This is a genomic window from Actinophytocola sp. (assembly GCF_045807065.1).
Classification (GTDB): Bacteria; Actinomycetota; Actinomycetes; order Mycobacteriales; family Pseudonocardiaceae; genus Actinophytocola.
Genome location: NZ_JBJMIE010000132.1, coordinates 1 through 13,021, shown reverse-complemented (window position 1 = coordinate 13,021; position 13,021 = coordinate 1). Strand labels below are relative to the sequence as shown.

Below are 13,021 nucleotides of genomic sequence, written 5' to 3'. Positions count from 1 at the left end.
GTTGCGGGGGATCGTGCTGCCGGGCGTCGACACGACCAAACCCGGGCACGCGCCGGCCGACACCGACTGCTTCGGGCACGGCACGTTCGTCGCCGGGATCATCGCGGCCAAGCCCACCCAGGGGACGGGGTACGTCGGGGTGGCGCCCGGTGTGCGGATCCTGCCGGTTCGCTGCGCCACCACCGACACGCCGAACGCGCCGGGGGCGCTGACCCCCGACGGGATGGCGGCCGGGATCCGGGCCGCGGTCGACGGCGGCGCGCAGGTGATCAACGTGTCGGCCAGCACGACCGAGCAGAACGCCGCGCTCGCCGACGCCGTCCGGTACGCCGACGAGCACGACGTGGTCGTCGTCGCCTCGGCCGCCAACAGCGGGAACCAGGGCGACCCCGTCACCTATCCCGCGGCCTTCCCCACGGTGATCGCGGTCGGGGCCGTGGACGAGTCCGGGCAGCACGCCGAGTTCTCGCAGACCGGTCCCTTCGTGTCGCTCGTGGCGCCGGGGGTCGACATCCTCGGGCTCGGGCCGGGCGGCCCCGGGCACTGGAAGGGCAACGGCACCAGCTACTCCGCGCCCTTCGTCGCCGGCGTCGCCGCGCTCGTCCGCGCCTACCGGCCGGGGCTCTCCGCCGCACAGGTCAAGCACCGGTTGCTGGCCACGGCCTCGCACCCGGCCGTCGCGCTGCCCGACCCGGCACTGGGCTGGGGCATGGTGAACCCCCTGGCCGCCGTGACCACCGTGCTGCCGGACGAGACCGGCGCGGAGCCGCAGAAGGTCATGCCCCCGAACGCGACCGCCGCGCCCGTCGTCCCGCACGACGAGATGGGGCCGGTGCTGGCCGTGGCCGGCATGATCGGCGCCGTGGTCCTCGTGCTGACCGCACTGCTGCTGGTCCGGATGCTCGGCGCGGGCCGCAGGCGCGGGTTCCGGCCCGCCCGCGTGGTCGAGGTCGCCACCCCGGAGAACTAGCTCTCCGGCCCTCGTGCCCGCCGGGAACACGCACTCGGCGATCCGGTGAACAGGCCGAACATCCGTACACCCGGTCCACACTCGGCTGTGCCGGGACACCCGGTCCACACTCGGCTGTGCGGGGACACCCGGTCCAGAATCGGCTGTGCCGGGCGGAGAAGTCGGCGGCGAAGGGATCCAGAGCCGCCGCTTCGCGTAGTCCCAAAGACAAGTCGTGGTCGACGGACCAGCTCGCCGTCCGCGGCCGCGCACGTCCTGGGGAATGAGACACAGCAGGGGCCGCCGGTCCACCCGGGGGTGATCCCAGGGGACCGACGGCCCGGGTGCTCTCAGCCCTTGTCCGCCTTGACGAAGCCCTCGAGGAGCGGGGTCTGGACCAGCCGCACCGCGCGGCGGCGGTTGACGAACTGACCACGGCCGACCGGCAGCACCCGCGGCTTCAGGTTGCCGAGGAACGATCCCTCGCCCTTCGGGCAGGACAGCAGCAGCGCCGGCGTGCCCAGCTCCCACATCCGCCGGATCGACTGGGTCATCATCGACCGGCTGCCGCCCGAGGTGCTGCGGGCGATGATCACGTGGAAGCCGATGTCCGCGGCCTGGGGGAACAGCGGGATCAGCGCGTCGAGCGGGCTGGAGGACTCGGCCAGCTCGTAGTCGTCGATGATGATGTAGAGGCGGCCGCCCTCCCACCAGTCCCGCTTGGACAGTCGGCTCGGCGGGATCTCCGGGCCGGGGAGGCGGCCCTTGAGCGCCTGCGCCGCGCCGGCGATCGACTTGGCCAGTGCCTCCGCGCCCACCGCGTACTCGAGCTGGTAGCTGGCGGGGACGCTGTCGTGCAGCTCGCGGCGGAAGTCGCCGAACATGATCCGTGCCTCGTCGTTGGTGTGGTGCGCGGCCACGCTGCGGGCGATGTGCCGCAGCAGGTTGGTCTTGCCGGTCTCCGCGTCGCCGTAGATCAGCAGGTGCGGGCTCGCGTCGAAGTCGTGCCACAGCGGGGCCAGCTCCACGTCGTCGACGCCCAGCGGCACCCGCATCTCCGCGGCCTTGCCGGGGGCGGTCGGGCCGGGCAGCTCCCGCACCACGAGCGTGTGCGGCAGCAGCCTGACCTTCGGCGCGGTCGGTGCCGTGGGCAGGGCCAGCGCCTCGGCCAGTTCCACCGTGGCCTCCGCCAGGTCCTCCGTCTCCGACGTGCCGTCGATGCGGGGGAGCGCGGCGAGGAAGTGCAGGCGGTCCGGGGTGATGCCGCGGCCCGGGATGGCCGGCACGGTCGCGGCGAACCGGCTGTTGACCTCGGAGTCGACCGGGTCACCCAGCTTCAGCTCGAACCGCGTGCCGAGCACGTCCCGCAGCCACGGCCGCATCTCCGACCAGCGGTTCGACGCGACCACCAGGTGGATGCCGAAGCTCAGGCCGCGGGCGGCCAACTCGGTGAACTTGTCCTCGATGTCGTCGAAGTCCTGGCGGATCGTGTACCAGCCGTCGACCACCAGGAACACGTCGCCGTACGGGTCGATGTCGGTGAACCTGCCCTCCCGGCGGGCGCGCCGGTAGCTGGTCATCGAGTCGATGTTGTGGTCGGCGAAGATCGCCTCGCGCTTGGCCATCAGGTTGACGACCTCGAGCACGGTCCGCGTGACGCGGTCCCGGTCGAGGCGGTTGGCCAGGCTGCCGACGTGGGGCAGCTTCGCGAGCGCGGTGAGCGTGCCGCCGAAGTCCAGGCAGTAGAACTGGACCTCCGCCGCGGTGTGGGTCAGCGCCAGCGCGGAGATCAGGGTGCGCAGCATGGTGCTCTTGCCGCTCTGCACACCGCCGACGACCGCCACGTTGCCCTTGCTGCCGGACAGGTTCGCGATCAGCAGCTCGCGCTTCTGCTGCGCGGGCAGGTCGATCAGGCCGACCGGGACGGTGAGGGTGCCGGTGCCGTACCCGCCGACCGGCCGCGGTCCGAGGTTCGGGTCGTCCACCAGCGGCGGCAGCAGCTGGTCGAGCGTCGCGGACCGCTTCAGCGGCGGCAGCCACACCTGGTGCGCCCGCGGGCCGATGTCCTTCAGGCGCGTGAGCAGCACGTCGAGCACCGTGTCCAGGCTCTCCTGCTCGTCCGGCTCCGGCTCGGGGTCCGGGTCCGGCTGGTGCTGCGGCTCGATGTACCGCATCCCGAACGGCACCACGCGCTGGTCGGCCGACTTGTCCACCGTGCCGCGCCGCTTCGGCCGGTACAGGGACGAGGAGTACGCGCCCTTGAAGCGGATGAGCGTCTGGGTGTCCGGTCGCAGGTAGCCGTTGCCCGGGCTGTTCGGCAGCTCGTACGCGTCCGGCACGCCGATGACGCTGCGGCTCTCCATCGCGGAGAACGTGCGCAGGCCGATCCGGTAGGACAGGTGCGTCTCCACCTTGTGGATCCGGCCCTCGTCGAGGCGCTGCGACGCGAGCAGCAGGTGCACGCCCAGCGACCGGCCCAGCCGGCCGATCATGGCGAACACGTCGATGAACTCCGGCTTGCTCGACAGCATCTCGGAGAACTCGTCGACCACGATGAACAGGGCCGGCATCGGCTCCAGCGGCACACCCTGCGCCCGCGCGGCCTCGTAGTCGCGGCGGGACGCGTAGTTGCCGGCGGCACGCAGGTACTCCTGGCGCCGGTTCATCTCGCCGGTGAGCGCGTCCTGCATGCGGTCGACCAGCTCCAGCTCCTCGGCGAGGTTCGTGATGACCGCCGAGGTGTGCGGCAGCTGGTCGAACCCGAGGAAGGCGGCGCCACCCTTGAAGTCCACCAGCACGAAGTTGAGGTCCTCCGGCGAGTGCGTGGTGGCCAGCGCGAGCACGAGCGTGCGGAGCAGCTCGCTCTTGCCGGAGCCGGTGGCGCCGACGCACAGGCCGTGCGGGCCCATCCCGTCCTCGGCGGCCTCCTTGATGTCCAGCTCCAGCGGGGTGCCGTTGGCGGCGATGCCGATCGGCACCCGCAGCCGCCGCTTGGCGGTCATCCGCTCCCGGCGGTAACGCGTCGGCTCGAAGTGGGCGACGTCGCCGATGCCCAGCATCGCGGCCAGGTCGTAGTCGGCGGCCATCGGCTCCTCGTCCTCGGACACCTCGCCGACCCGGTACCGGGCCATGGTCCGCGCCAGCGCGCCGGCCGCCCGGACGCTGAGCGTGTCGGGGGTGCAGAGGGGCTTGGTCTGGGGCCGGCCGAGCCGGTCGAAGCTCACGGTGCTCGCCGCGCCCGGCACGACCTCGAGGAACAGCACGCCCGCCCGCTGGTGCCACGGCAGGCTGCCGGACACGTCGAGCACCACCGCGTTGCGGTAGCCCTCGTCGGCGGCCCGGTGGTCGGCGGGGATCTGCGCGCCGTCGACGATGAGCACCACGTACGGCTCGGACGCGGTGACCGGGGTGTCGGCCTCGAAGCGCGGGCGGCCGGTGAAGGACGGGCCGCCGAGCAGCAGCTCCACCTCGCTGATGCCCTCGCCGACGAGCCGGCGCGCGCCCGCGGCGTCGCGGCTCTCCAGGTCCTGGTTGTGCGGCAGCCACTTCAGCCAGTCCCAGCGCTCCAGCCGGTCGTCGGCGGCGCACAGCGCGATCCGGACGTCGCCGGGCGCGTGCGCGGTGGCGAGCTGGCCGAGCATCGCGCGCACCAGGTCCATCACGGCGGTGTCGTCGCCGGTGAACTGGATCTGGCCGAACCCGCGCAGGTACACGGCGATGGGGGCGTTCGGGAGGGTGGAGTAGGCGCGGAGGAAGCGGCGCAGGGCGTGCGCGGCCAGCGGTTCGAGGTCCTCGATCGGCTTGGTGTCCGGGGGGAGGAGCTTGAGCGCCGAACGCTGCGTGCCGACGCCGATGCGGACCTCGCCGAAGTCGTCCTGCGCGGGGCGGCGCTCCCAGAGGCGGTAGCCCAGCGCCGTCGACCACAGCGCGCGCGGGTCGGGGTGGATCCAGCGCGCCGCGCGCTGCTGGGCGGCGAGCGCCCTGCGGACCCGGCCCCGCAGCTGGGTGAGGTAGCGGATGTAGTCGCGCCGGTGGCCGTGCAGCTTCTGCTTGTGCGTCACCGAACTGCGCACGAGCTGCACGATCAGCATGCCGACTACGGACACCAGCATCATGCCGCCACCGATGTAGGACATGAGCCCGGACCCGGGCCGGACGAACATCATCACCATCGCGATGGAGCCGAGGCCCATCGGCGCGTACATCAGGACCGAGCTGATCCCGCCACCCTGGTCCTCGGGTACGGCGGGCGGTTCCTGGATCTGGATCTCGTCACCCGGCACGGCTGGCTTAGGTCGCCGTGCTCGGCGCGCGAAAAGCACCGTGCTCATGTGGCTCTCCCTCGGTGGTGAGTGGACTTCCCCTATTTCGCGCTCGCGGGGCTCTCTACACAGAGCACGCGTGCCACGCGGCGTTAGGTTCGGGCCTGGTTCACGGTCTGGGATCCCTGGCAGGAAAGGACCTGACACCAGATGGAAGAGCAGACACAGCATCGCACAACGACGTCGGCGAGGCTACGGTTCGTTCTCGGGCACCGGGCGACCGAGGTGGCCCTGCCGACCGAGGCGACCTTGACCGACCTGTTGCCCGCGGTGCTGCCGCAGTTCGGTGCCGACTGGATCGAGCAGGGTGCCGACCACGAGGGCTGGGTCGTGCAGCGCGTCGGTGAGGCGCCGCTGGACGAGGACCGGACGCTGGCCGAGCTCAACCTGCTCGACGGGGAGACCGTCTACCTGCGACCGCGGGCGGACCAGCTGGCGCCGATCGACTACGACGACCTCGTCGACGGTGTCGGTGAGCAGGTTCGCGAGCACCCCGGCGCGTGGCAGCCCCGGCACACCCGCTGGATCTTCCGGATCGCCGCGGCCGCGGCCCTCCTGCTCGGGCTGGTCCTGCTGCCCGGCGCCGGGTCCGTCGGCACGCAGGCCGTCCTGGCGCTGGCCGGCGCGGTCCTGCTGCTCTGCGGGAGCGCCCTGGTCGCCCGGAGTGTGGCCGACCCGCCCGGCGCGATGATTCTGGCCGGCGTCTCGGTCTGCTACGCCGTGGTGGGCGGTGTGCTCCTCACCCAGCAGTTGGCACCGCTGGCCACGTTCACGGTCGAGGTGACCGTCGGGCTCGTCGTCGCCTTCCTGGTGCTGTGCGTCGGGATGTTCCTCGTCGCCGACGCGGCGCTCCTGTTCGCCGGCGCCATCCTGTTCGTACTCGCGCTCGGGATCACCGGGCTCATCGCCTCGGCCGCCTCGGTGAACCTCCAACAGGCCGTGGGCATCGGCCTCGCGATCTGCCTCGTCGTCGGGGTCTTCGTGCCGGCCACGTCGTTCCGGCTGTCCGGGCTGACGCTGCCGATGCTGCCCACCGACGCCCCGGAGCTCTCCGAGGACATCGACCCGGTGCCCGCGAGGATGGTGATCGAGCGCGGCGCGGCGACCGTCGGGTACTCGACGGCACTGCACGCCGGGCTCGGCGCCGCGGTGGCGGTCCTGCTGCCGGTACTCGTCATCGACGGCAACGGCTGGACCGAGGTGCTGTCGCTGGTGATCGCGTTCCTGCTGCTCCTGCGCACCCGCCACCCCAGCGGTGTGGTGCAGCGGTGGGCGGTCATGCTGCCGGCGATCGTCTGCGTCGGCACGAACATCTACCAGTTCGCCGGTGAGCGGACCGAGTCGGGCCGCCTGCTCGCGGTGGTCCTGCCGCTGTTCGCGGTCGGGGTCGTCCTGCTGCTGTTCAGCAGGATGTTGCCGGCCAGGCGGTTGCGGCCGTACTGGGGTCGCGCGGTGGAGATCCTCGAGTCGGTCGCCGCCGTCGCCGTGATCCCGATCCTGTTGCAGGTGCTGGGCGTGTACGCCTGGATGCGTGGATTGGCGGGCTGATGCAGTCTCGGCGCGATCAGGTACAGGCCTACTTCTTCGTGGTGGGCAGGCTCGTGTCCGCCGTGGTGCACGGCAAGCCGGACGTGCTGGCGCAGCCGAACAAGCGGCTGAACACCGGCACGTTCCTCGGCGTGATCCTCGGGGCCGTACTGATGGGGGTCTTCGGGATCATCGGCCTCTTCGTTCCGGGTGGCAACGTGACGTGGCACCAACCCGGGGCGATCGTGATGAACGAGGACACCGGCGCGCGCTACGTCTTCCTCGAGGACCAGCTCCGGCCGGTGCTCAACTACTCCTCGGCGCGGCTGGCCGCCGGGAAGAACGGCGGCACGGTCTACAAGGTGTCACAGAAGTCGCTGGCCGGCACGCCGGTGGGCCAGCCGATCGGCATCCCGGGCGCCCCGGACGCGTTGCCGGCGGCGAACGCGCTCAACAGCGGCCCGTGGACGACCTGCGCGCAGCCGCCGAGCACCGGCGCCCAGGTCACCGGCCCGACCACCACCCTCCTGATCGGACAGTCGTTCGAGATGACGGTGAACGACTCGCAGGGCCTGCTGGTGCGCGCCCCCGACGGGACGATCTTCCTGATCTGGCAGGGCAAGCGGCACAGGATCCCCGGCAGGATCGAGGCGACCGCGCTCGGCTACGGCGGCATCGACCCCGTGGACGTCACGGCGGCCTGGTTGAACCCCGTTCCGCAGGGCCAGGACTTCGCGGTGCGCAGGACCCCGAACACCGGCGAGCCGGGACCGGACGTCGACGGCAACCCGAGCGTGGTCGGCCAGGTCTACCTGGTCCGCAACCCGGCCATCGGCGCCGACCAGCTCTACCTGGTGCGCGACGACGGGTTGGCGCCGCTCTCCCCGACCACGGCGGCACTGCTGCTGGCCGCGCCGTTCACCAGGGACGCCTACGGCGGCTCGCCCGTGACGCCCATCGAGGTGGGGCCGGGCGCGCTGGCCGGAGTGCCGTCGTCCAACAGCGGCCCCGACCTGGTCGGCGGCCTGCCGCAGATGCCGCCGCGGATCGCGCAGCCCGGCCAGAACGACTCGGCGTGCGTGGCCTTCTTCCCCGTCGGCAAGGGGGAGATGCGGGTCGTCACCGGGTTCGTGCCGTCCAGTGTCCACAAGGAAGCCATGCCGGTGGCCGCGCACGAGGAAGGCGTGACCGCCGACCGGATACTGATCCCGGCGGGAGCCGGCGTGCTGGTCAGGGAACAGCAGACGCCCGAGGCGGCGCTCAACGCCGTCTACCTGGTCACCGAGACGGGCATGAAGTACCCGCTGGCGAGTTCGGACGTGGTGGCGGCGCTCGGCTACTCCGGGCAGTCCGCCGTCGCGATGTCCGGCGCGATGCTCGCGCTGCTGCCGTCCGGGCCGGTGCTGAGCACCGAGGCCGCGCTGCGCGTCCAGGCACAGTGACCGGCTCATGAGGGGAGTCCCGCTTGTTCGCCCGACAGCGGGCCGAAGCCGCTTCCCTTGCCAGTTCCAGACCTAACGTGTGAGTGGTAGCCGGGCTGTTCTTATGGCTGCCAGGGCTTCACAGGAAGAGAAATCGAAACCAAGGAGATCTCATGGCGCACACGACACAGCTCGACCCGGACGAGATCCGCAAGCAGGCCGACAACCACGACACCACCCGTGAGGCCATCTGCGCACAGCTCGACCAGCTGAAGCTGGACGTCGAGCACGTGCTGCAGGCGAGCAAGAGCGCGGCCACCCAGGCGCTGAGCACCTCGACCGACACCTGGGTCGAGAACGTCAAGAAGTCGGTGATCGCGCACATGCAGGCCATGGCCGAGAACATCCGGCGCGAGTCCAACAACCAGGAAGGCACGGACGAGACGTCCAACCAGCAGATCATGAACATTCCGCTGGAGACCGGCACCTTCCTCGGCGTCAAGTAACCCGCACCGACTTTTCCCGACCACAGCGGACACAGGAGAACTGCGATGATCACCTACGACTACCAGGCCATCGACGAGGCCATCGACATGATGGCCAAGAAGGCCACGGAGATCGCCAACCAGACCGACGAGCAGCAGCAGCAGGTCAAGCAGATCATGGGCAACTGGACCGGTAGCACGGCCGACGCCTACAACAAGCTCTGCGACGACCTCGAGGCCGACCTGCGGGCGAACGTGGACATCCTCACCAACCTGAAGACCACGTTCGGCCAGGGCGCGGACGACATGCGACAGCAGGACGCGAAGGGCGGCCAGAACGTCGCCGGTAGCTGATGTCCGCGCGGTGGGTGTGCCGGGCGCCATCCCGCCCGGCACCCACCATCGCGACCGTCCTCTTCGGATCAACCCACCGTCCCGCGTGGAGGCTTGAGATGACCAACACGAACATCAACGTCGAAGCCGTCAAGGAGTCCGCGACCAGCCTGGGTCGCATCATGGACGACATGTCCGCCTTCACCGCGCTGCGGGCGAACTGGCCGTCGATCGGCAACTTCGACCTCGCCCAGCAGCTCCAGGCGATCATCGACGACCGCCGCAACGGTGTCCTCGCGAACACCGACCAGCTGAAGATCTCGCTCGACGAGATCTCGAAGGCGCTGACGAAGGTCGCCACGGACGTGGAGAACATCGACCAGAACAACGCCGAGTCGATCCTGGCCGTGGTCGCCGACCTGCGGACCCGCGTGTACGAGGACCTCGCCGCGCTCGGCGAGCCGTCGAAGTAGGCGTACGGCATGACCGAGACGACCCAGTACAGCGCGGAGAACGTCAAGAACGCGGCGATCAACATCGGCAGGATCCTCGATGACATGGCGCCGTTCAACGACCTGAAGCCGCACTGGCCGAACGCGGGGAAGTTCGAGCTGGCGCAGTGGCTCGAGCGCATCGTGGACGACCGGCGCAACGCGATCGTGGCGCACGCGGAGCACATGCGGATGACGTTCGACAGCCTGGAGACGACGCTGACCCAGATCGCCAAGGACTTCAACAACCTCGACGGGGAGAACGCGCAGAAGATCAAGGACGCGCTCGGCGACTGGCATTCCAAGCTCGAGGGCCAGTGGGACACGTGGGACACGAACACCGAGAACGACCAGCACAACTACACGAATGACCCGAACAACAAGAACAACGGTACGGACGGCGACGGCTACAACGACGACCTGACCGCCCCGGTCGGCAAGTAAGCCCGCGCGAACGAGAACCGTCTCGAAGCTCACGATCGACAAGGGTTGGAGAAATGGCCGAATCGGAAGTCCCGAGCGTAGGTCTGTACAACGCCTCGGCACCGCCGCTTGACCCCATGCGGTACGACACTCTCAACGCCCTCGTCGACGTGACCGCGGGTCTGGTGGTCTCCAAGGACGGCGCGCAGGCGAGCCTGTCCGGCAACACCACGGCCGAGGCCTGGTACCGGCTCGAGACGCAGATGAACGCCGCCACGAAGAAGCTCGGCGAGGTCAACGACGCGTTCGCCAGGGAGATCAAGTCGCTGTCCGACAACCTCAAGGGCGTGGCGGGCGACGAGTTCAACAAGGTCGGCACCGACCTGCTCAAGAAGAGCCAGGACCTCTACAACACCCTGGACACCAAGAAGTACGGCCTGACCGTCGGGAACATCGGGCACTGCATCCAGTGGTTCGCCAACCGCTGGTGGGAGATCATCGACGCCTCCGACAAGAAGAAGACCGACGCCCAGCTCAAGGTGAAGGCCCTGGCCGCGGCCCAGGCCGAGGCCGCGACGACGACGGCCGACCTCAACACGGTCCTCAACGAGCTCAAGTCCGCGATGGACAAGATCGACGACACCGCGGAGAAGGCCCTCATCAAGGACCTCCAGGACCTCCTCGGCGAGATGGGCAAGCAGTACAACGCCCGCGGCCAGGACCTCGCCCCCATCTACATCGCCGGTGGCCACGAGACCACGAACAACGGCAACGGCAACGGGAACGGGAACGGCAACGGGAACGGCAACGGCAACGGCAACGGCAACGGGGAGCCGACCTACACGGCCTCGAAGCGCAACGTGGTGAAGCAAAAGCTCGCCGACCCCGCGGAGACGGAGGATCAGGGCGAGAACGACCCCAACACCCCGAACGAGGAGGGCGAGACGACCGGCGGCCAGGGCGGCGGCCAGAGCGGCGGAAAGGGCGGGGGCGCCGGGAACGGTGCGCTCGACTCGGCCAAGAAGGCCGCCCAGGACGCGATCGACGGCGTCAAGGCGAAGACGACCGACCCCGAGGCCCAGAAGGCGCTGGACGACGCGAAGAAGGCGGTCGGCGACGCGATCGACGGCCTGGGCGGTGGTTCCGGTGGCGGCGAGACCGGCGCCGGTGGCGGCGGCGAAACGGGTGGCGGGGGCTCCGGCTCCGGCTCCGGGGGCGGCTCCGGTGCCGGCAAGCCGGACACCGGCGCGCTCGACTCGGCCAAGAAGGCCGCCCAGGACGCGATCGACGGCGTCAAGGCGGGCACCACCGACCCCGAGGCCCAGAAGGCGCTGGACGACGCGAAGAAGGCGGTCGGCGACGCGATCGACGGCCTGGGCGGTGGTTCCGGTGGCGGCGACAGCGGCGCCGGTGGCGGCGAGAGCGGTGGCGGTGGCGCCGTGCCGGGGATGTCCACCCCGGGTGGCGGCTCGTCCGGCGGTTCGGGTTCCGGCTCGGGCCGGTCCAAGGCGCTGGACGACGCGAAGAAGGCCGCCCAGGACGCCATCGACGGCATCGCGAACGGCACCGACGACCCGGAGGCCGACAAGGCGCTGGACGACGCGAAGAAGGCGGTCGGCGACGCGATCGACGGGCTCGGCGACGACCCGGGGGTCGAGGGCGCCAAGGACCAGGCCAAGGACAAGGCCATGCACGCCATCGACGACGCGATCGGGAAGACCGACGACCCCGCGGCGAAGCAGGCCCTCGAGGACGCGAAGAAGGCCGTCGGCGACGCCATCGACGGCGTGCACGCCGACAGCCCCGCCGACGCGTTGCAGAAGGCGGGCGACGCGGCGGACAAGGCGCTCGACGACGCGCTGGGGAAGACCGACGACCCGGCGGCGAAGCACGCGCTCCAGGACGCCAAGGACGCGGTCGACAAGGCCATCGACGGCATCGACCCGGACAAGGCCGGCGCGCTGGGCGACGCCAAGGACAAGGCGCTCCACGCGCTCGACGACGTCAAGGCGGGCACCACCGACCCGCAGGCGCAGCAGGCGCTCGACGCGGCCAAGGACGCGGTCGGCAAGGCGATCGACGGCCTGGACACGGGTGCCGGCGGCGATGCCGTCAAGGACGCGGGCGACGCGGCGAACAAGGCGCTCGACGACGCGCTGGCCCACACCACCGACCCCGAGGCGCGCCAGGCGCTGCAGGACGCCAAGGACAAGGTCGCCGACGCGATCAACGGCCTCGGCACCGACGGCGGCACCAATGGCCACCCGTCGACCGTCTCCGGTGGCCCGGACGCCGAGGACCCGGAGGCGAAGCAGGCGCTCACCGACGCGCGGGGCGCGGTCGACAAGGCGCTCGACGACATGATCGGCAAGGAGACCGACCCGGAGGCGAAGCAGGCCCTCCAGGACGCCAGGGCCGCGGTCGACCACGCCATCGACGGCATCAAGCCGTCCGGCACCGGCGGCCTGGACGCGATGAAGGACTTCCTCGGCGGTGGTGGCGGTGCCTCCGGCGGCGGTGGTGGCGGGCTCGGCGGTGGTGGCGGTGGCATCGGCGGTGGTGGCATCGGCGGCGGTGGTGGCGGCGAGAGCCCGGCCCGCGCGCAGTTCGACACCGACGTCGCCCAGCAGCGCGGGTTCACCACCCCCGGTGTCCGGACCGTGTCCAGTCCGGTGAGCGCCGGGATTCCGGCCACCGCCGGTGCGCCCCTGAGCAGTGGCATGGGCGGCGGCGGCATGCCGATGGGCATGGGCGGTATGGGTGGCATGGGTGGTGGCATGGGCCAGAACAACAACCAGCGCGAGCCGCAGATCTGGCTGCAGGCCGACAAGGACGCCTGGAGCGACGACGAGGACGGGGACGACTCCGTTCTCGGCCGGACGACGAGGACCTAGGCCATGGTTGACAGTGGGCCGCCCAACCCGCCGCCGAACCCCGACGACCCCTGGCTGGAAGGGCTGACGTTCGAGCAGATCTCCCAGCTGGTCATGGAGATCAGCCCGGACGTGTTCTACCAGCGCGCCTCGGCCTTCGACCAGGCCGGCGGCCGGCTGCAGGACGTGCTCGACCG

The 13,021-nt window shown here is 70.8% G+C and carries 9 protein-coding genes; 8 read left to right on the top strand and 1 reads right to left on the bottom strand.

Going from position 1 to position 13,021, the window contains the following annotated elements; all coding sequences use genetic code 11:
- Positions 1–970: type VII secretion-associated serine protease mycosin (mycP, locus tag ACJ73U_RS07735; protein ID WP_407776846.1), on the top strand; the 970-nt coding region annotated here is incomplete at its 5' end.
- A 329-nt stretch (positions 971–1,299) separates the two neighbouring features.
- On the opposite strand, the gene eccCa is transcribed toward mycP, so the two are convergent.
- On the bottom strand, positions 1,300–5,280 hold the full coding sequence (gene eccCa / locus ACJ73U_RS07730; protein ID WP_407776845.1) for a type VII secretion protein EccCa: 3,981 nt from the start codon (positions 5,278–5,280) through the stop codon (positions 1,300–1,302).
- Positions 5,281–5,421: 141 nt separating this feature from the next.
- On the opposite strand from eccCa, the gene eccD reads away from it, so the two are divergent.
- The 7 genes from eccD to ACJ73U_RS07695 all read left to right on the top strand — a co-directional run bounded on the left by eccD (position 5,422) and on the right by ACJ73U_RS07695 (position 12,845).
- Complete coding sequence (gene eccD, locus ACJ73U_RS07725) at positions 5,422–6,819, top strand: type VII secretion integral membrane protein EccD (RefSeq protein WP_407776844.1); 1,398 nt, start codon at positions 5,422–5,424, stop codon at positions 6,817–6,819.
- Positions 6,819–8,240, top strand: coding sequence for a type VII secretion protein EccB (gene eccB / locus ACJ73U_RS07720; protein WP_407776843.1), 1,422 nt, complete (start codon positions 6,819–6,821; stop codon positions 8,238–8,240). The genes eccD and eccB overlap by 1 nt, the downstream gene beginning before the upstream one ends.
- A 152-nt stretch (positions 8,241–8,392) precedes the next feature.
- Positions 8,393–8,725, top strand: coding sequence for a hypothetical protein (locus ACJ73U_RS07715; RefSeq protein ID WP_407776842.1), 333 nt, complete (start codon positions 8,393–8,395; stop codon positions 8,723–8,725).
- Between the two features lie 45 nt (positions 8,726–8,770).
- Entirely contained in the window at positions 8,771–9,058 is a 288-nt protein-coding gene (locus tag ACJ73U_RS07710) for a WXG100 family type VII secretion target (RefSeq protein ID WP_407776841.1), read from the top strand.
- Positions 9,059–9,156: 98 nt separating this feature from the next.
- A complete protein-coding gene (locus ACJ73U_RS07705; protein WP_407776840.1) occupies positions 9,157–9,510 on the top strand; it encodes a hypothetical protein in 354 nt (117 codons plus the stop codon).
- A 9-nt stretch (positions 9,511–9,519) separates the two neighbouring features.
- Positions 9,520–9,972, top strand: coding sequence for a hypothetical protein (locus ACJ73U_RS07700; RefSeq protein ID WP_407776839.1), 453 nt, complete (start codon positions 9,520–9,522; stop codon positions 9,970–9,972).
- 116 nt (positions 9,973–10,088) lie between these two features.
- A complete protein-coding gene (locus ACJ73U_RS07695; RefSeq protein ID WP_407776838.1) occupies positions 10,089–12,845 on the top strand; it encodes a hypothetical protein in 2,757 nt (918 codons plus the stop codon).
- Positions 12,846–13,021 lie beyond the last annotated feature (176 nt).